Origin of the sequence: Methanogenium marinum (genome assembly GCF_028912405.1) — an archaeon.
Classification (GTDB): domain Archaea; phylum Halobacteriota; class Methanomicrobia; order Methanomicrobiales; family Methanomicrobiaceae; genus Methanogenium; species Methanogenium marinum.
Genome location: NZ_JAKELO010000002.1, coordinates 2153477 through 2174356, shown reverse-complemented (window position 1 = coordinate 2174356; position 20880 = coordinate 2153477). Strand labels below are relative to the sequence as shown.

Annotated in this window: 21 protein-coding genes and 2 tRNA genes; 14 read left to right on the top strand and 9 right to left on the bottom strand. The window is 44.8% G+C overall.

Annotated elements, in window-relative coordinates:
* Window positions 1–245: 245 nt before the first annotated feature.
* A tRNA-Phe gene (locus L0665_RS10790) sits at window positions 246–319 on the bottom strand.
* Window positions 320–422: 103 nt separating this feature from the next.
* Here L0665_RS10790 and L0665_RS10785 point away from each other — a divergent pair.
* From L0665_RS10785 to L0665_RS10765, 5 genes are all read left to right on the top strand, one after another.
* Complete coding sequence (locus L0665_RS10785) at window positions 423–1391, top strand: phosphoesterase (RefSeq protein ID WP_274925689.1); 969 nt, start codon at window positions 423–425, stop codon at window positions 1389–1391.
* Window positions 1392–1475: 84 nt separating this feature from the next.
* Window positions 1476–2279: an ABC transporter substrate-binding protein gene (locus L0665_RS10780; RefSeq protein ID WP_274925688.1), complete on the top strand. Its 804-nt coding sequence runs from the start codon at window positions 1476–1478 to the stop codon at window positions 2277–2279.
* A 137-nt stretch (window positions 2280–2416) separates the two neighbouring features.
* Complete coding sequence (locus tag L0665_RS10775) at window positions 2417–3091, top strand: amino acid ABC transporter permease (RefSeq protein WP_274925687.1); 675 nt, start codon at window positions 2417–2419, stop codon at window positions 3089–3091.
* 1 nt (window position 3092) lies between these two features.
* On the top strand, window positions 3093–3848 hold the full coding sequence (locus L0665_RS10770; protein WP_274925686.1) for an amino acid ABC transporter ATP-binding protein: 756 nt from the start codon (window positions 3093–3095) through the stop codon (window positions 3846–3848).
* A 3-nt stretch (window positions 3849–3851) separates the two neighbouring features.
* The gene (locus L0665_RS10765) at window positions 3852–4544 is read left to right on the top strand and encodes an amino acid ABC transporter permease (protein ID WP_274925685.1); all 693 of its coding nucleotides are present in this window, start codon (window positions 3852–3854) and stop codon (window positions 4542–4544) included.
* An 11-nt stretch (window positions 4545–4555) separates the two neighbouring features.
* On the opposite strand, the gene L0665_RS10760 is transcribed toward L0665_RS10765, so the two are convergent.
* Window positions 4556–5341 carry a hypothetical protein gene (locus L0665_RS10760; RefSeq protein WP_274925684.1) on the bottom strand — a complete coding sequence of 262 codons (786 nt, stop codon included), beginning with the start codon at window positions 5339–5341 and terminating at the stop codon, window positions 4556–4558.
* Window positions 5342–5383: 42 nt separating this feature from the next.
* Here L0665_RS10760 and metG point away from each other — a divergent pair, with 42 nt between their 5' ends.
* Window positions 5384–7411, top strand: coding sequence for a methionine--tRNA ligase (gene metG / locus L0665_RS10755; RefSeq protein WP_274925683.1), 2028 nt, complete (start codon window positions 5384–5386; stop codon window positions 7409–7411).
* Between the two features lie 578 nt (window positions 7412–7989).
* On the opposite strand, the gene L0665_RS10750 is transcribed toward metG, so the two are convergent.
* The 3 genes from L0665_RS10750 to L0665_RS10740 all read right to left on the bottom strand — a co-directional run bounded on the left by L0665_RS10750 (window position 7990) and on the right by L0665_RS10740 (window position 9249).
* Window positions 7990–8064, bottom strand: a tRNA-Arg gene (locus L0665_RS10750).
* A 57-nt stretch (window positions 8065–8121) separates the two neighbouring features.
* Window positions 8122–8529 carry a DUF473 domain-containing protein gene (locus L0665_RS10745; protein ID WP_274925682.1) on the bottom strand — a complete coding sequence of 136 codons (408 nt, stop codon included), beginning with the start codon at window positions 8527–8529 and terminating at the stop codon, window positions 8122–8124.
* A 3-nt stretch (window positions 8530–8532) separates the two neighbouring features.
* Window positions 8533–9249, bottom strand: a complete 717-nt coding sequence (locus L0665_RS10740) for a proteasome assembly chaperone family protein (protein ID WP_274925681.1) — start codon at window positions 9247–9249, stop codon at window positions 8533–8535.
* Window positions 9250–9405: 156 nt separating this feature from the next.
* Between L0665_RS10740 and L0665_RS10735 the strand changes: the two genes are divergently transcribed.
* On the top strand, window positions 9406–9753 hold the full coding sequence (locus L0665_RS10735) for a DUF5611 family protein (protein ID WP_274925680.1): 348 nt from the start codon (window positions 9406–9408) through the stop codon (window positions 9751–9753).
* Between the two features lie 22 nt (window positions 9754–9775).
* Here L0665_RS10735 and leuS read toward each other — a convergent pair whose 3' ends face one another.
* The 4 genes from leuS to L0665_RS10715 form a co-directional block, all read right to left on the bottom strand.
* On the bottom strand, window positions 9776–12538 hold the full coding sequence (leuS, locus tag L0665_RS10730; protein ID WP_274925679.1) for a leucine--tRNA ligase: 2763 nt from the start codon (window positions 12536–12538) through the stop codon (window positions 9776–9778).
* 70 nt (window positions 12539–12608) lie between these two features.
* Window positions 12609–14567, bottom strand: coding sequence for a PINc/VapC family ATPase (locus tag L0665_RS10725; protein WP_274925678.1), 1959 nt, complete (start codon window positions 14565–14567; stop codon window positions 12609–12611).
* 26 nt (window positions 14568–14593) lie between these two features.
* On the bottom strand, window positions 14594–14962 hold the full coding sequence (gene hisI, locus L0665_RS10720; RefSeq protein WP_274925677.1) for a phosphoribosyl-AMP cyclohydrolase: 369 nt from the start codon (window positions 14960–14962) through the stop codon (window positions 14594–14596).
* 3 nt (window positions 14963–14965) lie between these two features.
* A complete protein-coding gene (locus L0665_RS10715) occupies window positions 14966–15760 on the bottom strand; it encodes an A24 family peptidase C-terminal domain-containing protein (protein WP_274925676.1) in 795 nt (264 codons plus the stop codon).
* Between the two features lie 303 nt (window positions 15761–16063).
* Between L0665_RS10715 and L0665_RS10710 the strand changes: the two genes are divergently transcribed.
* From L0665_RS10710 to L0665_RS10680, 7 genes are read left to right on the top strand one after another with little or no spacing between them, the layout of a single operon-like run.
* Window positions 16064–16309, top strand: a complete 246-nt coding sequence (locus L0665_RS10710) for a 4Fe-4S dicluster domain-containing protein (protein WP_274925675.1) — start codon at window positions 16064–16066, stop codon at window positions 16307–16309.
* Between the two features lie 2 nt (window positions 16310–16311).
* Window positions 16312–16875 (top strand): hydrocarbon binding protein (contains V4R domain), encoded by a 564-nt coding sequence (locus L0665_RS10705; protein ID WP_274925674.1) that lies wholly within the window; start codon window positions 16312–16314, stop codon window positions 16873–16875.
* A gap of 10 nt (window positions 16876–16885) precedes the next feature.
* On the top strand, window positions 16886–17806 hold the full coding sequence (locus L0665_RS10700) for an NADH-quinone oxidoreductase subunit B family protein (protein ID WP_274925673.1): 921 nt from the start codon (window positions 16886–16888) through the stop codon (window positions 17804–17806).
* Window positions 17803–19221, top strand: coding sequence for a Ni/Fe hydrogenase subunit alpha (locus tag L0665_RS10695; RefSeq protein ID WP_274925672.1), 1419 nt, complete (start codon window positions 17803–17805; stop codon window positions 19219–19221). The genes L0665_RS10700 and L0665_RS10695 overlap by 4 nt, the downstream gene beginning before the upstream one ends.
* The gene (locus L0665_RS10690; protein ID WP_274925671.1) at window positions 19214–19561 is read left to right on the top strand and encodes a roadblock/LC7 domain-containing protein; all 348 of its coding nucleotides are present in this window, start codon (window positions 19214–19216) and stop codon (window positions 19559–19561) included. Before L0665_RS10695 ends, L0665_RS10690 begins: the two co-directional genes overlap by 8 nt.
* A 5-nt stretch (window positions 19562–19566) precedes the next feature.
* Complete coding sequence (locus L0665_RS10685) at window positions 19567–20226, top strand: roadblock/LC7 domain-containing protein (protein WP_274925670.1); 660 nt, start codon at window positions 19567–19569, stop codon at window positions 20224–20226.
* Window positions 20227–20267: 41 nt separating this feature from the next.
* Window positions 20268–20879: a hypothetical protein gene (locus tag L0665_RS10680; protein WP_274925669.1), complete on the top strand. Its 612-nt coding sequence runs from the start codon at window positions 20268–20270 to the stop codon at window positions 20877–20879.
* Window position 20880: the final 1 nt, after the last annotated feature.

The window sequence follows — 20880 nt, the reverse complement described above, 5'->3', positions numbered from 1 at the left end:
GGAGAAAGAATATGTTTCCATTCTTCATCTGTCCGGATTATCGGTTTGGCACTGTACATCACACCTGAACATGGATCAAACAGCAGAAGATCAGCTCCCGGATTCATGCATAAACCTGTCCATACCAGTAGAAATACATTGCCGATAGGGCGGGGGGGACTCTTTTTTAATACCTGATGGGATTGTCATAGAGAGAAAGAGAAAAAATACCCTGCACTCACAAGAATAAAAAACGAAGAAATTAGTGCCTCAGGCCGGATTTGAACCAGCGACAACCAGATCTTCAGTCTGGCGCTCTCCCAATCTGAGCTACTAAGGCTTGGATATTAAGATTGGCACCACATAGATATAATACCATCTATTTGGTTTTTAGCAGACGAGTCAGGATATTTATTCCACCACTTCCAAACGGTATCGATAACATGGGGAAGAAAAAGGGAAATTCCAAATCAAAGAGAGAAAATTTACTCAAATCTGTCTCAGAACGAAAAACAGAGATTGTGCATCTCTCACATAATGATCTTGACGCGGCAGGATGCGATGCAGTGCACCGGATGAAATACGGCACCGTGTTCACCATATGGTCGTCAGTTGGTTCATTCCCATCAATGCTGCGCGACATTGGTGCACTTAAGGGAAAAGGCCATCTCCTCAGTATCTCTGACCTTGGATACTGTAAAGATGCGGAGAAACTGGTGAAGGTAGCCATCAAAAACGGATGGGAAATCTGCTGGCGTGACCATCACCGATGGACAGACGAGGAACTTCTTTCCATTCAGAATACCGGCGCGACCTGCATTGTAGACACAACACGATGCGCTGCTGCCGTATGTGCAGGGGACCTTCTGCCCGGAGATAAAACTGCTGAAGAAGTCGCCAGTGTTGTCTGTGACTATGATCTCTGGAAAAATGTTGATCCACGCGCAAAGATTCTGGGTCAAATCTGCACAAAAAGACATAATCTGAATCCTGTCCGTGATCGCCTGGCAAAAGGAATTATTAGTGATGACTGGATCACCGAAGAGTACCAGACAATTGAAAAAGAACGAAAGGATGCAATAAAAAAGAGCATTCGGCGGATGAAAATAATTGAATCGCGCTACAAAATTGCATTTGCCCCCATGTACGGATATCCCAGTGAGACTGCCCATGAAATACGGGATATATATCACACGGATATTGAAGTGGTATACGGAACAAATGGCAGATTTTCAATACGTTCATCAGTTCCCATCAGTCATCTCATTGCACGCAAATTTTCTGGCGGCGGACATCCCCCTGCAGCAGGAGGTTCGTTCACATTAACCTTAAAAGATAAAATATCCCTGTTTTTCCTGAAAAAAGCCAGATGTTTCGATGAACTGGTTCAGGTTGCAGATACTCTTCCATAACTGCAAACAACCTCCCACTCTTTTTCTCACCCCCCTAAACACAATTCATAAGACATAATTAATATCTCCACATAAGAAAGTCTGATGAATCACAAAGGATTGGGATTGGTTCTTGTTCTTATCATGGCAGTGACAGTCGCATTTGCGGGTTGCACGTCATCTGAACAGACACCTGCAGAAGAGCAGGTCATTATTGAGGAGACCACAGTGTATACTGTTGGTATCGACGGAGAGTATCCTCCATACGCATTTATTGACTCTGAAGGAAATGCGCAGGGTTTTGATGTTGAGTCTGCCAGATGGATCGCAGAACAACAGGGTTTTGAAGTCAAATTCCAGCCAATGGCATGGGACAGTATCATTCCGTCACTCATGAACAACAAGATTGACATGGTCTATGCCGGAATGACAATCACAGATGAGAGAAAGGAAAAAGTGGACTTTTCCATTCCCTACTGGGTGGTAAACCAGTCTGTTGCAGTGCATGAAGACTCCGGCTATACCCTCGAAGACTTTAAGAGTGGTTCACTCGTCGTCGGTGCACAAAGTGGTACCACCGGTCAGATATGGGTTGAAGAAAACCTCATTGACACAGGCCTCATGCCAAAGGAAAACCTGAAAGCATCTTACTCTAATTTCCCACTGGTAGCAGAAGACCTGAAAATCCAGCGTATTGACGCAGCAATCTATGACAAACCACCCATGCTCGATGCAATTGCAGGGAAACCAATTGTCATCGTTGGTGAGATTAACACCGGAGAAGAGTATGGTGTGGCCATCCGGAAGGATGACCCTGAACTGTTAGCCATGATGAATGAGGGTATTACTGCACTCATGGCAGACCCATACTGGGAAGAACTCAAAACGAAGTACGAAATGACCGAGTAAATTTTCAGACATTGTGGAGAAATCAACTCCACAACTTCTATTGCATAAAACCACACAGTATCTTTTAGGTACATATTGTGCTGTGTTTGTACACAGCATTGAATATGATCTGGATAAACGAATTTTGAGTGTTATCTATGGATTTCGCAGCAGTAATCACAGAATGGTTCCCATATCTCATTGGGGGAATTTTTGCGACCCTCGGTCTCGTCGGATCTGCACTGCTTCTGGGCGTGCTTTTTGGCCTTCCGATGGCAGTCGGACAAGTCTATGGCAAACGTCCGATCCGCTTTTTAATCGGTATTTTTGTGTGGTTCTTTCGTGGCCTTCCAGTTCTTGTTTTGCTCTTTCTCTTCTACTTTGGTGTATTTCCGGGGTTAGGACTGGAAGCCCCTGCCTTCCTGGTTGGTGCCACCGTGCTTGGGCTGAGAGGTGCAGCCTATCAGTCACAGATCTTCCGTGGAGCAATCCAGTCAGTCAGCGAGGGACAGATGATTGCAGCACGTTCCGTCGGGATGACAAAACTTCAGAGCATCCGGAATGTCATATTGCCACAGGCCGTACGTGTGGCACTTCCGGGATGGTCAAATGAGTACCCCAATATCCTTACCGATTCTTCAATCTGTTACGCCATCGGTGTAATGGAACTCATGACACGAACATCACAGATCGTCTCACAGACCTACATAACCATGCCAATTTACCTCGTATGTGCGGGAATATTTATCCTCCTGAATTATGCAGGAATGAAAGTCCTCCACATGATTGAAAAGAAGATAAAAATACCCGGATTCGGAACAGGAGCTGCATAATATGGAAAATAACGAGACAATACTCAAAGTTAAAAATATTCACAAATCCTTTGGTGATTTAGAGGTCTTAAAGGGAGTATCATTTGAAGTGAAAAAAGGGGAGACCATCTGTTTCATCGGCCCTTCCGGTACAGGAAAAAGTACCCTCCTGCGCTGCATCAACCTCCTTACTCAGCCGGATCAGGGATCCGTGTGGCTTGGAGATGCGGAAGTCACGAATTCAGGTAAAAATATAAATCATTTCAGACAAAAAATCGGAATGGTCTTCCAGAATTTTTTCCTTTTTGACCACCTGACAGCGATACGAAATGTAGAAATTGCACTCATCAAAGTCAGGGGGATGAAGCCAAAAGAGGCACGGGAAAAAGCACTCGAAGAACTCAGACAGGTGGGAATGGAAGAGTGGGCAGAACACTACCCGGCAGAACTCTCCGGAGGACAGGCACAGCGGGTATCAATCGCCCGTGCCCTTGCAATGGATCCCGATGTTATCCTCTTTGATGAACCCACTTCAGCACTGGATCCTGAATTAACACGGGAAGTTCTTGAAGTCATGAAGAAGCTGGCACTTGCAGGGATGACAATGCTTGTTGTAACTCATGAGATGGGATTTGCCTGTTCTGTTGCAAACCGTATCATGTTCATGGAACACGGTGAAATAAAAGAACAGGGATCGCCGGAAGAACTCATGAGTGACACAAAGTTTGAACGCTGTAAAAATTTCATTGGTCAGTTTGACCAAATCAACGGTGATTGAACGATGGATCAGGCTGAATTTTTATTCCAAATACTCCTCCCCGTCCTGATGGAAGGGATGATAGTCACTATAAAACTAATTGTCTTTACTGCCCCATTTGGACTCATACTGGGAATTCTTGTCGCTGTCGGTCGGGTCTACGGGTCAAAACCCATTTCACTCCTCTGTAAAGGTGCCGTCGGATTTATTAAGGGAACACCACTCCTTTTGATGCTCTTTATCTTGTATTTCGGGTTACCATCGATAGGAATTACTCTTTCAGCATTTGTCGCATCACTGGTTGGTTTTATTATGTGCAATGGTGCCTACAACTCTGAATATATCAGGGGTGCAATCAGTTCTATAAAAGAGGGCCAGATTATTGCAGCACAGGCACTTGGTATGACCAGGATGCAGGCAGTTCGGCACATAATCCTCCCCCAGGCACTCATACGGGCCATTCCCGGTCTTTCAAACGAATTCATATATCTCATTAAGTATTCGTCCCTTGCCTACATGCTCACGGTAATTGAACTGACAGGGGCAGGAAAAATGGTTGCAACAAAATATTTTGAATTTACCGAAGTATTCATGATTGTCGGAATTGGCTACCTGATTCTTGTAACAATTACAACAATTGCTGTAATGCTCATCGAAAGAAAGGTGGCCGTTCCGGGAATGACACAGTCAGGCCGGAATATGCTGGATATCCTTTAGAAACTGGCGAATCAGACCAAAACAAAGGCGTGTGAAGACACGTCGTCCCAATACTTTTTTCCGCCGCCGGAAGATAATCCACCTGCGGTCAGGTCTTCCGGATCAAAATACGAAATAAGTCCGGTAAAATCCTTTTCAGTCCCATCAATCACCGTTAATGCACGTATCTCATATTCATTAATCAAATCCGGAATGACAGAGAGGCGATGTGCAGAAAGAGACAGAGTATTCTGGACTTCAAGAATTTTGGAAATTGCACGCGTGCTCCCTGAAAGGGAGTGGAGAAATACCCGTCTTCCGGGAAGCAGTTCGCGCTCTAAAGACGAGAACTGATCACCAACAATAATAGTCCCATATACTCCGGCATCACGCATCTCACGCATAAGGGATTTATAAATACTGCAGAGAGCATCCTCATACTCCTCTCTGTCATGAAACACCACATCTTCAATCTTCAGGTGCAGAGGAGACGGCAGGACAGCCCATACCTTTCGGGAGAGAGAAACTGCGCGCGAAGCATCATCAAGAAGATATTCTGAACGGAGCCAGGGTTCTTCACGCAAGAACCCGGAACGAACTCCACCAATCGAATCACAGATCCTGTCTCCATAATACATACCCCCATATGCCAGGCGATCAAGTCCGACCTGGTCTTTTAGTGAACTTTCAACCTTAAATGAGAGAAGATCACACACCCCACCTTTTTGCCTGCCCGTCCAGGCAGCAAGAATGGGCACATCCGGATCCGGTTCTTCCCCGCCAAATGACCAGACCGGGAGGTTTCTACGTTTATTCATTGATATTATGTATTTATACCATCAAATGCAAAAAAATTAGTTATGAGTGATTCACCTCTGCTGGTAACATGCGGACTTCCGTACACTAACGGGCACTGCCATATCGGGCACCTGCGTACATATGTTCCCGCGGACTTTTATGTCCGCTATCTCCGCCATTCTGGAAAAGAGGCCCTTTTTATATGTGGTTCAGATAATCACGGAACTCCTATTGTCATCTCTGCCGACCAAAGTGGCAAGACCCCCCGTGAAATTTCAGAACTTTACCATAACCACTTTGATTCGACATTTAAACGAATGAATGTCGTTTTTGACCGGTTTGGAATGACAGATGACCCAACGAATCACCAGCGGACGCGCAAGATTGTCCAGTCACTCATTGACAATGGACATGTCTACCAAAAAACGATAAGTCAAAGTTACTGTCCTCACTGTCAGATGTTTCTTCCCGACAGGTATGTGGAAGGCGTCTGTCCACACTGTGGTACCCGTGCACGTGGAGACGAATGTGACCAGGGATGTGGCAAACACCTTGAACCAGGTGAAATCAAAGATCCTGTCTGCAAAATATGTGGAGAAAAAGCTGAACAGAGAGAACAGGAGCATTACTTCTTCAAACTCGGTGATTTCAGCGAATTCCTGCAGGAATATCTTCCCAGTCTGGGCGGCACAACAAATGCACGGAATTATGCAATCGGGTGGCTCAAAGAAGGACTGCATGACTGGTGTATCACACGAACGCTTGACTGGGGCGTGAAATTCCCCGGCAACGAAGATCTGGTAGTCTATGTCTGGGTCGATGCACCGATTGGATATATGGCATTCACCGAAGAGTGGGCAGAACAGAACAATGGCGACTGGGAACAGTTCTGGCGGGGTAGCCAGCCAATCACCCATTTTATCGGACAGGATATCATATACCACCACTGTGTCTTCTGGCCGGCGATTCTGAAGGGGGCCGGGTATGCAACACCAAACGCAGTGGTAGCAAGTGGCATGGTCAAAATCAATGACAAGACCTTTTCCAAGTCACGGGGATATGTGATCTGGACAAATGACGATTACCTTGATCAGGGACTTCCTGCAGATTATCTCCGATATTATCTACTTGCCTATACATCGCACACCAAAGAACTCAACTTTTCATGGGATGTATTCCAGCAGCGGATCAATAATGAACTGGTAGATACTCTGGGCAATTTCCTGTACCGGACACTGCATTTTGCTGCAAACAAACTGGGAGGCATTCCTGAAGGAAAGCCTGCACCTGAAATTTGTGAAAGAATTCAGGCAACCCTGGACATTGTCCAAACAGAAATGGAACGGTATGAGTTTAAAAATGCAATCGATGAGATGATGGCACTTGCATCATTCGGCAACTCCTATATCCAGAATAATGCACCATGGAAACTCATAAAAGAAAACAGGCAGGAAGCAGAAGCAGTGATTCTTAACTGTCTGCAGATTGCAAAGGCATGTAATCTTCTTTTTGATGCACTCCTTCCGGAAGAAGCACAGAAAGCATGGGAGATGCTGGGATATACCGACAGTGTTGCAACGCACACTATTGCAGAATCAACAGAAGGATTTGCACACAATAATCTCCCAAAACCTTCCATTCTATTTGCAAAAATCGAAGACGAAACACGAGATAAACTGAATGGAATTATGAAAATCAGAATAGAGGAAGCAGAAATGAGCGAAAATACCGAAATGAGCAAAAATACTGGAAATACTGAAATACCAACAGAAGAACGTATAACCATCGATGAATTTGCACGCGTTGAGATGAAAGTTGCAAAAATTCTCGCCGCAGAAAAAATAGACGGGTCAAAGAAACTTCTCAAAATCCAGGTGACTCTTGGGGATGAAGAACGCCAGATTGTCAGTGGGATTTCCCAGTATTACACTCCAGAAGAACTGATTGGAAAGTCTGTTGTTGTTGTAACAAATCTGAAGAAAGCAAAACTCTTCGGTGTAGAGAGCGATGGCATGATCCTTGCGGCAGGAGATAATGCAGCACTCCTGATTCCGAATGAGGACGTTCTTCCCGGAACAAAAATTCTTTAACTTTTTTTCAGAGTGAAATTTTCTTTTTTTTTAATCAATTCACGACTCCCGCCACATGAGCAAAGCCCAGAAATAAACAGCATAATTACGTTCAAATGGTATATCCGGCGAATATTTGCCCCGAAAATCAGCATCCACACAGAAGCCCTGCGTGGGCAGTTCTCAGTTAAGACAGCCAATACATCCTCCCAAAATACCTGCCAATAGCGACCGCTTATTAGTCTGCAATCAGCCGTATTTCCACCAAATAAAAGGCATTGCAGCCGTATTTTTCCACCAGTAAGAATGAGCAAAAAATACGTCCATTTCACCCCCTAATTCCCAAACACAGGGGGACAAAGAGGGTGGACACAGAGGGTTACAAAATAAAGGAGGGGAGAAACAGTATCCCACATCACCAACATTGCAGAACAGGCTCCTTAGTGAAAAAATCCCAAAAAATCGTAATCATCCACTGCGAGGGGAGCACTGACCAGAAGAAAAATACCCCTTTTTCGAAAATGAACGACAAAAACCCACAATAATCAGAATAATAAACAATCTGACAGTTCAAAAAGGAAACATGAGACAAATAAATACGGGCCTGGAGGGATTCGAACCCCCGACATCCGGGTTAGAAGCCCGGCGCTATATCCAGGCTAAGCCACAGGCCCAACTCATCCTGCGTAATAAGGTTGCATTCAGGGATAATAAAATGTATGGAATTGATATTATCCGGCACGATAACATGAAGGACGGATTACTTCTGCAAATGTGGGCTCCCCCCATCCATTCCCATCCACGGATTTTGCCATCGCACCATTCAGATATCGCACCTGAATCCGTGCAGACATCCTCTCACGCTCTTCATAATGATAGGGCGCCGTATATTCAACGAGCCTCTTCATATTTATCGTCAGTGAGATAACCTGCACAACAATTCCACGGTCCCCGGCAGTAAAATCATCCAGATCAACCGATGTCAGTAACATAACATCACCGGGCGACACAACGGTAAGAGATATCAGATTATGTGCACTCTGAAGTTCCAGTGTGCGTGGCTTCCCTTTCTTCAGTTCTTCAATGACATGTGGTCCAATTCCGGTGAGTGCAATACACTTAAGCGTACAATCCATCATAAATCACCCATACATCGGAAGGTGTTCTTTTTTCACCGGTTGCTGCTCAGCCTGCTCAACCTGTTCGGCCATCTGCTGCAGAGACGCTTCAATTTCCGTCGCCTGTTCAATCAGTGGATCAATGCTCACATTAAATGCAAACAGTTCATTCAGAACTTTCATAACGGCAGCAGCAGCGCGTGGATCAGGGGCATTTACCGATTCTCCCATAAGTCCTATTGCCAGTAAACCATTTACTTTACATTCAGTAAGGACGGTCCCTGCAATTCCTGTTATACTTCCCATCGGCAGAATCTCTGTTTTTTCACGGATCAGTTCAAGACCGGATTTCTCTGTTGCAACCCCAAATACCCGTTTTTCAACATCATTTGTTACAATCCCTGCCACAACCACTACTTTACTCACCGGAAAGGGAGAAAGCCATTCCAGAATACCATTTCCTACTTCATAGCAAATAGCCGGATGGATTGGGACATCAGAAACGATGAGAACATACTGATCTTTCTGAAATATTCGCATCGGAGCATTGACAATTCCGTCGACCATCATCGCAAGCGGGGGGAAATATTTGCTGGTGATATTTCCTATATGTTCAAACTCCAGTTCATCGATCATATGGGCAAGTGCAATACTCCCGACAAGTCCACTGCCCGGGAACCCCAGCAGTACAACAAGGTCCTCCCCATGCGGGTCACTGGAAATTATTCTTATATCCTCCATCTTCATCACCGTCCTTGATACCTATACAATGCTAATGAGTAGACAAAGGTATAAAAAGGATTTCCGTCGGAAAATAGTGCAAGTCATCCAAGATCCGAATTGATCACACATAGATCAAGACCAACAATCATAATATCTGACGTCGATACATCTGGTATGCAGGAATATCCAATTAAAAGAGGATATACCAAAGAATTTGCCACACGAATGGTAGATGGTCTGACAGAACTCTTTGGTGAGACGGCGGAGGAAAATGAGGGGCACTATCTCATAATATATGGATCCTTCAAGCGCTTTGAAGTGTACACTGGTGAAAAAGGAAAAACACTGATTGTTGATTCTGACTCAGATATGTCCATTTTTGACCGGTTCACTGAAGAAGAGGCAAATGGAATTGTCCTTGATACAAACAGACGCTTCCGACAGTACCTTGAATTTGTGACCGGATATAATACAAAAGAAAGAAAGAAAAATGCAGAAAAGGCTGCCAAAAAATCTGCATAATTTTTTTGTTTTTTACCTTTTTTTACTGCACAACAATTGCTGGTTTAAACGGCAGTGCTGCCCGTGCTTTGGGATGAGAACTCTCTTCTGCATTAACGACAGAAACTGAGACACCAAACTCACGCTGCAGGAAGTCCTGTACTTCAATGAATACAGCATGTTCGTCCAGCCCACCTGCAGCAATCGAGGAAACCAGTTCCGGCGGGAAACGGTGTATCTGATTTGTGATCTGTTTTGCAGCATCCGTTGCTTCTTTACCCCGGTTTCTCATCTCCTCATTCTTCATGATCTCGCCCATCACCTTCTTTCTGTCAGAGGCAGAGGCTATGATACGGAAGATGTCCCACTTCCATGCCGGTGCAACATATAGAGTGATAGATGCGGTGTCAATCTGAATCAGGCGGATAATTGACTCAATATCCTCCACAGTCCGGGAAAGAAGTTCCTCAGATAGTTCAAGATTGGTGTCAACAAGGGCATAATCCGGTTGTGGCCAGGACGCAAATCCAACCGGTTCGCCAGAACCAACCAGTGTCCAGAGTTCCTCACAGGTATAGGGGATGAATGGCGCGAGCATTCTGACCCACACAGATGCAATGGAATTGAGAACCGCTGAGCTGCGTACACCTTCCGGAAGACGGCGACGGTACCACTTCAGATCGGATTCAATGCTGAAGTAGGCCTCCTGTAGTGCCTGACGGGTTTGGAACGATTCAAGGGCGTCTGTCGTCATCTCAATGTGCTTCTGCATACGGGACAGGACCCATGCATCAATATCATAGGAATCTCCGGACTGAATGCCTTCGTTGATTGTGTTCCAGAACCGTTCAATCTGTTTCCGTACTGACGAGACCAGTTCATTTCTCCAGTCAAAGTCCTGCCATGGTTCAGCACTGCCTACAAGGAACATCCGCACTGTGTCAGCACCAAATTCATCAAGCGCATCTTCAAGAAGAATCACATTTCCTTTCGATGAAGACATCTTGGCTCCTTCTAAGAGACCCATCCCAAAGACGACCATTCCCTGCGGCCTCAGTTCGGGAGGGAAAAGAGCATCATGGTGGAACAGCTGGAACGTCAGATGGTTGGATATCAGATCTTTAGCTGAGAAACGGTAGTCATATGGATACCAGTACAGGAATTCCTGCCTGATATCATCAAGAGTTTCCCGCGGAATGCCCTGCGGGTCCCCTTTCCCAAGGAAGATATATTCAAAGACATCCGGCGTAAGCAGTTCCGGTGCGATTTCACGGATTTTATGGGCAATGGTATAATATGACATATACATTGTCGAGTCAGACAGAGGCTCAACCAGCCAGTCTTTATCCCATGGCACTTTGGTGCCCAGTCCAACTCTTCTCGTACATGCCCAGTCATTGAGCCAGTCAATAGTGCGGGTAAATTCTGCCCGCACTTCAGGAGGCACCAATGTCACGGATTTCAGGTCATTATGAACATTCGCCTTCCATTCCGGGTCACTGTATTTCAGGAACCACTGATCCTGCAGAATCCTCACATACACACGGGTACCGCAGCGGCAGACGACATTTCTGTTGTCAAACTCAAACATCACTGCCGAACCGTAGCGCTCAAGCATAAGTTCAGAAATTTCCACCCGGGCTTCTTTTACCGGCTTTCCACCGAATTCCGGAAGCATCCTGCCTTTTGAATGCTCTGCATTATAGACTTCCTGTGTCAGGACTTCCATTGCCGGATCATTCTGATTACTGATACCCGAGCGTTCAACAGCATCCTGGGCTGGGCATCTGCCATATCCTGCAACCGTAATCAGGGGGACAGGAGTAATGTCCAGGTATTTTCCCTGCTGCTGAAGGTCACGGAGGGCAATGTAGTCAAATGGCGCATGTGCGGGCACACTCATCACAATGCCTGTCGCCATATCAGGATCAACAAAGGCTGCAGGCAAAATCTGAATGTCCCCACTCAGAGGATTGGAGACCGTCTGATCAACGAGGTCTGCACCTGAAATTTCTCCATCCAGAATCACATCATGATCCTGCAGACGAATCTTTTCTGTTGCTTCAGGGGACAGAATCCATTTCTGGCCGTCAACACGTACCTTCTGATACATGACATCAGGATTCACCCAGAGATTTGTCACACCATATGACGTCTCAGGCCTGAGCGTGGCACAGGGAATGGCATACTCATTCCAGCTGAACATAACCAGGACATATTTGACAATCTCTGCATGTTCTCCTTCAAGGAGGTCATGATCACCGACTGGGTTGTCACATCCCATACAGTATTTCACCGGATGAGCGCCTCGCACCACACGGTTTTGATCATGCAGATGCAGATACTGCCATTCAATAAATTTAGAATATGTCGGATCCACCGTAGTAAACCGCCGTCTCCAGTCAATTGAGAGACCGCAGCGACTCATTACCCGCTCATATTCCTGACTGAAATGACGAACAATTGACATTGGTTCAACAAATGTATCAAGCGTCTCCTGGGGGACACGATAGAGATCAGAATAGAGCCGTATTGTCTTCTCGTCACCTGCTGCAATTCTCCGTGATATACCAATAACAGGAGATCCGGTAACGTGAAAAGCCATCGGATACAGAACCTGATACCCTTTCATTCTCCAGAAACGCCCAATAACATCAGGCACAATGTATGTCCTCCCATGCCCGACATGCATTGCCCCGGATGGATATGGATACGCCACATTCAGGTAGAATTTATTTTTCGCGCTGGGGTCTGATTCAAATTGCGACCGCCAGATTTTCCCGTATTTTTGTTCAAAGTTTTTCATATCAAATGATTGCACGTTTATCGCCCCAATCTGAAAGGTAATACCAGAAATATTGTTCCCAAAAATAAAGTTAGTTTCCTACCGGCTTAAGGAGGATTGGCTCACCCTCCTTATACCGGCGGAGCATGTCCTGTGCTATCCCACTGCTCTTAGAGATAACAATTTCACCACTATCATTCACCGTTGCTGTGAAAAGGTATTCTTTTCCACCAAACACATCAACAATTCTCCCACTGTTTTCCCGAGACATCACCGTGAGATTCTTTTTGTCAACGGTAAGATCAATGGAATGCCCATTTGTAGCTACTGCATCTCCGGATGGTCTCCCATCCACAGAAACATCTTCATTTGCAGGGCCAAATTCCGAGAAAGGCTTGATATCTATTCCAATACTCAGTTTATTGACGATCCCCGCAACATTTTTGCCCCCTTTTCCAATTGCAGCAGGCACATCTCTGTCATCGATATATACAACTGCTTTATTGTCAGAGAGCATTTTTACTTCAATGGGGCCATCTGTAAAACGCCCGATTTCCTGTTTTATTTCACGTCCTGCCAACTTCCACGAGAGATTTTCGTCTTCTGGCTGCGTCACCTCTTTCTCCTCAGGAACTTTTTTTGCCATTTCCTTTACCGGAGCGAGCTCTTTTTTATGTGAAGATACGGACGGTGCTTCATCTGTCTTCACTGGCAAAACAATTATTTGTCCTTCATAGCAGAAGGCATCACATACCGTAACACCATCTGAACAGCGTGACAATTTGATGATTGGACAATTTTTGGAAATATCCTGCATTCCGGTAGGTTTCCCAATTATCATCGATATTTCGTAAACAGACAATTTAGCTTTCTCATCAACAAATATCAGCGTATCAACTGCATTTGCCAGGGTACTGAAATCGATCCGGTTAATGAACCGCTGCAGGACAGCACTGGGTGTATGAGAATGGACAACACCAATGGTTCCGATTCCTGCAAGACGCATGTCCGCATATACCTGAAAATCTTCTTCAATACGGATTCCACCAAATATGACATAGTCCGGACGCATGAGTACGAGCACTTCTCCGGTTTTCATCATGCTTCCGTCAAGGGGCGCAAACTGTATGACTGAATCAGGAACCTGAAGATCACGGGGATTTTCCATTGTGCAGACCTGATTTCCTGACTCCAGAAGGTAAGACGCAATGGTCTGAGCAATCGTGGTTTTTCCGGAACCCGGAGGACCGGCAATAAGAATACCGGACGATTTATGTGCCAGACGTGCTTTAATCTCCGAAGTCAGCAAATTCGGATCATACTGCTCTCTAAGAACCGGTCTGAATGCAGTAATACCCATGCCATCAGAAAAAGGCCGGCGCGTAATTGCAATTCTCATCGAACCTATCTGAACAACCGTCACTCCCTTGCATTCAACTTCAACAAATCCATCTGGATCGCGTTTGGCCCGTTCAAGGATTTCCTGAGCCATTTGACGGAGTTCATACTCAGAAAGAGGCGTATCACGAAGACACACAATCTCGGAACTATCGATATTTCCTTTCCGCGCAGTAGGTTTTACACGTTCCTTCAGATAGACAGAGATTGTCGTCTCATCAAAAAACTGGTCAATACCGAGAGGTGAAAATTCCCCCGCATGTGGTTTGAGGTACAGGACATCCAGACCTTTTGCCTTTGCCACCTCTGCCTGCACAATATCACTGGTGATAAATCGCACATCTTCGTATTCCAGTGCAACATTGCGAATAATTGCATCAATTTCCCCACCACTTGCCAGTTTCACCTGTTCAAGACTGGGTCGTTTTCCGACATACTGTAAGTCAATTATTCCTTCTCCAGCCATATCTGAAAGTTGCTGGAGTTCGATTAAACCACTGAATCCTATTTCTCTTCCCTGGTTCGCCTGTGATTCAAGTTCTGCCACAACAGCTTCCGGTATTATTATTGTATAACCGTTATATTCTCCCTCCCGTATCATGGAGGTGATGCGTCCATCTATTACAACGCTTGTATCGGGTACTAATATCATAAAAATATCACCAATCTAATATGATGTCACTCATCCTTTTTATCATATACCTCATCCGGGTTAACCAGCCTTCGCGCAATTACTTTTCCGTCCAGTTCACGGAAAAAGCAGGTTTCATATCCGGTATGGCAGGGTGCACCGGTCTGATGCACAATATAGAGAAGAGTGTCTGCATCGCAATCCACTCGTATGGCTTCAATTTTCTGAAAATGCCCGGATTCCTCACCTTTTTTCCAGAGCCTGTTTCTGCTCCGGGAAAAATAGTGCGCATAGCCTGTTGACTGAGACAGTGACAGAGCTTCGGCATTTGCATATGCAAGCATCAGTACACGCCCGGTCTTTGCATCCTGTGCAATCACAGGAACAATTCCTGAGTTATTGTAATGTATATCCATGAATCAGATAGCTCCTGATAGTGCCTGTATTAGTATTGTCATAATATCACCAATAAATAGTGCAGAAAGAAAACCCGCACAGATGGGAAGAATGAAAGGAACACCATAGGAGATCCAAACCGTCCCCGCCTTCCTGTATAGTCTGAGTTCCTCTTTGTATTCCTCTGGGTTTCGCTTAAAATCCTTTGTATACAATCTTCGCTCTCCACGGATCATTCTCCGTATCGCTTCCGTGAATGAAAGATACCGACGCGTCACTGTGCCGTCTTCATCTTCAGTGAATTCCTCCATTACAAATCCAAATTCATTCTGAATTGTATCTCCGGAAACCGGAAATCCTACAAACATGTACCGAAGTGGCCCACGATTCCTCCGAAAGATATTAATGAAAAATATGCCCAACGGCGTCACAAGATTGAGAAGAACAGCATTTACCATTACAGAGAGAGGGAAAAACGCAATTATCGGATAACCTGCATACGGTTCAACAGGGAAAAGTGGTATACACGCAGTAATGAATATCATCGCCCATGCATCCGCACCGCCAAAAAGATGCAGGTATGCTGAGGCAAAATAATAAAATCCACAGAGCATCACTGACAAAAATAACAGACCTGATGCAAACCGTACAGAATCATGAAATAATTCTGCATACGTAAGCACTGCCATTGGGAGTGCAATAAAAAGCATTGGATACCATGTACGAAAAGGGACCCGGCGTTCGCGCAGGTCCAGAATTGATGCATACAGAAGAGTCAGAGCGATGGCCGCTGAAGAGAGAATCAGTGTCTGATACATATCATAATCATAAGTAGTTCAGCATCTTTCCATTTAATTATTCATAAGAGAGTTGAATGCATGGGTGATAGATACTATTGAATATCAAAACTTATTTAACTAAATATTCATTTTTTATAAATTATTTTGGCAAAATCCCCATATAAATCCAAATTTGAGAGAAATTTCTCCATTGGTATTAAAAAAGTATCCCCGATCATTCATCGGAAGGACTTTTACGGATCAATCACACCACTTAATTATTACTGTAAATCAGTGATGATAAGTCACAAATAATTCTCTGAATGTAAAAGGTTGAGACAGATGATAGAAATCAGGGTTGACGAAGATGCGTGCGTCGGTTGTGGCCTTTGCGTTAAAGACTGCCCAATGGAAGTACTCCAGTTACGAAATGGCATTTGCTATCCGGCACATCCGGAAAACTGTATGGGGTGCCTGTCGTGCCATGAAATATGCCCGGCTCAGGCTCTGGAACACAAAGGTGTGGTACCATCCAGAAGAATGTACATCAGCATGAAAGTTTGCAACATGCTTCGAAAGGTGATCTAAGAATGCCTGCAAGTTATATTGATGAAGCAAAAAAGCAATTCAAAACAGATCTTGTCTTTAAAGCAGAGGATGTACCACTGAGATGTGACCCTCCTGCTGCTGAATTAGAGGTCACCCTCCATGGCCTCATGCAGATGAATGGGTATATTATAAAATCCCTGGAAGAGATCGCAGGGAGGGGCGCGAATGCTGTTACATACCGTGCGGGAAAAAAATTCGGACATGAGGTTGCGAAATATTTCGAGAAAAAGGATGATGTGGAAGATGCACTCCGGGAACTCTCGTACATTCTGCATGGACAATACTCCTTTGAACCATGGAAACCGGAGGGCAAGGATAACTACATTGTGGAGGATGAAAGCGGGACATTCATCTATCTGGTCTTTCACGATTGCATTGTCCGCCAGAATCTGAGACGGATAGGCGAAGAGCAGGGCGGCCCGTTCTGCCAGACACTCTGTGGATATGTCGTTGGTGCTGTTGAAGAAATCACCGGCAAAAAAGCCAGACTGGAAATAATTCACACCGGGCCAAATGCCTGCCTTAAAAAACTGATCCTGAAATAATGGGGAAAATATGAAGATTGCAATAGAAGAACTGGCCGGATGTTCCGGCTGTACAATTGCCGTCCTTGATCTCCATGAAGCAATTCTGGACCTGGTTGAAGCGGCAGACATTGTATATTCACCAGTAATAATGGACGTGAAAGAACCTCCTGAAGGTATTGACATCGCCTTTGTTACCGGAGCGGTGCGAAACGAAGAAAATCAGGAACGGCTTAAAAAAATTCGGAAAAATTCCAAGGTTTTGGTTGCACTTGGAACCTGTGCATGTTATGGGGGGATATCGGGCCTTTCTATGATGAGTAGCAGAGAAGAACTCTTCAATAAAGTGTATTGTGATCTCGATACTGTCAATAAAAATGGCATAATCCCTCATGATGTGCCGGAATTTTTATACCGTGTCTTTGCCGTTGGAGATCTGGTAAAAATTGATTATTATATTCCGGGCTGTCCCCCAAAAGAGGCACGGCTAAAAGAGATTATACTCCCTATGGTGAAAGGAGAGAAAATCAATCTTTCCCGGAAATCAGTCTGTTCTGAATGTGACCGTAAAATGGTGGAAGTCAAAGACTGGTCACTAAAACGCCGTCATGTAGGAATCCCAGACAGGGAAACCTGCCTTCTGAGTCAGGGATATCTCTGTCTCGGGCCGGTGACATTCTGCGGATGCAATGCATCATGCCCAAAAAATAATGTGCCCTGCCACGGATGCAATGGGCCATCTCTGGATATTCTCAGGGAACCCTGCAGGGACATATATAATATGATGGTCAGAAGAATCGCCGATCTGACAGATATCCCTCAAAAAGAAATTGAAAAAGAACTCTACGACGTTGGACATACAATGTATGCATTTACCATGGGAAGCGAGGTAATGGAAGATAAACAAATCTCAAAAATTCGTGAAGTCATATCCCAGGAGGGAAACAGATGACACGGATTAACATCAGTCCGGTCACCCGAATTGAAGGCCATGCAGAAGTACGGATTGATCTCGATAGCTCCGGAGGAGTTGAAAGCGCACATTTCAATGTTGTTGAGCTTCGGGGATTTGAGAAATTCATGATTGGTGCCGCAGTTGAGGAAGCGCCAAGAATTACCCCACGAATATGCGGAATCTGCCCGACAGCACACCATGTAGCTTCCGCAATGGCGTGTGATCAGATATTTGGTGCAGATATTCCTGATACCGCTAAAAATCTCCGGGAATTACTGATGCATGGACAGTACGTGCACTCACATTCCCTGCACTTTTTTATGCTGGCAGCCCCGGACTTTCTCATCGGGCATGATGTACCTCCCGAAGAAAGAAACATCCTTAGTCTGGTAAAAAAAGAACCGGAAATCGCAAAAAACGCGATTAAAGTTCGAAAATTTGGCCAGCGTCTTACCGAGGCTGTTGGGGGAAAACCAATTCACCCATCATCTGCAATTCCGGGCGGGATGTCGCACGCCATTACAGAAACCCAGAGAACTACACTCCTTGAAATGGCAGAAGAGTCAAGGGGGATAGCTGAGAAATGCTGGAGTCTTGCACGCGATATTCTGGATAAGACCGATCTCTCTTTCGGAGCAGTGGAGACTGCATTCATGGGCTCTACAGAGAATGGCAGATATTCAGTCTGCGGAGGCACGACAAAAGTCATTGATGCAAATGGAAACCCTGTTTCAGCATTTTCCGGAAAGGAATACGCAAATCATATCGAAGAATATTCCGAAGACTGGTCATATCTCAAATTCTCCCGTCTGAAGGATGGACGTTTTTACCGTGTTGGCCCTCTTGCACGCCTGAATATTGTTGATTCAATGGGGACACCTGCTGCAGATGCGGCTCTTGAGGAATATAGGGAAAAATTCGGCAGGCATGTCCAGACAACACTGGCATATAATCCGGCACGATATATCGAATTCCTCGCATCATGCGAACGGGCTGTCGAAATTCTCAGCAACCCATCAATTACATCAACTGATGTCCGGACAGAGGTTGACAGTGTGGTTAATACCCGTGGCGTTGGCATCATTGAAGCCCCGCGTGGAACACTCGTCCATGATTACACGGTAAATGATGAAGGATTTATTGAAAAATGTAACCTGATCGTTGCAACCTGCCAAAATAACTGGGCAATGGATAAGGGGGTCGAGAATGTTGCACGAAAAGTCATTTCCAATGGAAAAATCTCAGATAGTGGTAAAAATCAAATTGAGATGGTAATTCGTGCCTATGATCCCTGTATATCCTGTGCAACCCATGCAATCGGCAAAATGCCTTTTAAATTTACTATTGTACCAAAAAGAAAGGTTATTAATTTAAAAAATGAGAAAACAGAGTTGGGTGTGGAAGATGCTTAAATCAATATTGTCAGAATTTCTCAGACTGGATGGGATTACTGCTGCGGTGGTTGTCGGAAGAGATGGATTTGTAATAGAGAGCGCAGAGAAAGGGGATATTGACACGGAAGCACTGGGGGCAATGGCTTCGACCGGGATGGGCACCTCTGAAGCAATGGGCGCTGAGCTTGGACAGGGGGAGATGATCCAGATGCTGGTAGAGTGTAAAAACGGCCCAATTCTCCTTTCACCGTTATCTGATGATGAACTCATTGCGATTGTCGCGGAAAAGGATGTAAACATTGGAAGAATTCGGTATGAGTTAAAGAAAAACCGTGAACGAATTACTGCTGCACTGTGATTACAATGCTTCCGGAAGGTAGGCAGGTTGCAAATATTAAAGGTTCATTTAAAGAACTAATTGAGTTTACCGGACAAATAATTGCCGGAATTTCAGCACGGGGCCCAAATGGAGAGGGATACCTCCTTATCGAGAAGGGAAATCCCGCAATTGCTCAATACAATGAAAATGGAACAGAACTGAAAGGAAACGATGCAGTAATTTTCTTTAGAGAACAGCCATTTTTAGAATATACTGTCTCATCCTACAAGGAATCAGAGTTAAGAGAAGTTATTACCTACTCAATCCGAAATAAATGGCTTGTCGATCAAAAGTCCCTTCCTGCTGAAGAGAAGGCCATATTTTCAGAAGAAGAGAAACTTGAAACGATTCTGCGGCAGCCCGGGGTGATTGCTGTTTCATCATTTTTTGAAGGATTTCCCATTAATTCACGGGGAGATGGTGATTTCGAACACGCCGCAGCAATCGCAGAAGATCTCCTTCGTGCAGGTGCCAGGATATCAGATGACCTTGGTATTGGCATCCTTGAACAGATAATTCTTGAAACACCAGAGGGGAAATGCATACTTGCACCATTTGAAGATCTCTATCTGGTTGTACTAACCTCAACAGATGCAAATCTCGGCCTTATACGCCTTGCAATAAAAGGGGTGCAAAAACAGTGATCTAATCACTCGAAAAAAAGTCAGGGGGATGGTGAAAGAAGATGAATATTGAAAACGACATCAGAAATGTGGTTGAGCATGCCCAGTATGCCGGCGAGTATGAATCTGAAGATCTCATAAATAAAATGACAGCATCCGGAAGATCCGGGCTTGCTGTGTCTATTGGGGGGAAAGAGCAGAATTTATTAATTTTTATTGATGGAGCTGTTGAAGGTGCAGCCCTTCTGGGAAATGAAGGGAACCTCTATGGTGACAAAGCAATTTATCTATGCAATAAAAATTTAAAATATAAAATATATATTACGGACAAAAATATCGCAGAATCAGTAGCTTCGGGGTGCAGGATATATGACAAGGGACACATACAAAGCAGTCATCTTGAAGAGATTCCGGAAATTGGTGAGCAAAAAAAGGGACGGGGAGTAATCAGACTCCAGATAATCTCAGAAAGAGAACCACTTGCCGGGGCAAGGGTCTCCATGAGGAAAGGCAGACAGCTTCTTCTGAGTGAAGTCACCGGACCAGACGGAATTGTGGCATTTAAACTCACTTATGGTATCTATGACTGTATCATTGTGGACAGATCGGGGACTGTTCACAAGTATCGGATTGAGTTTAATGATGAATTAATTGATACTATAATTGAGATTTGAG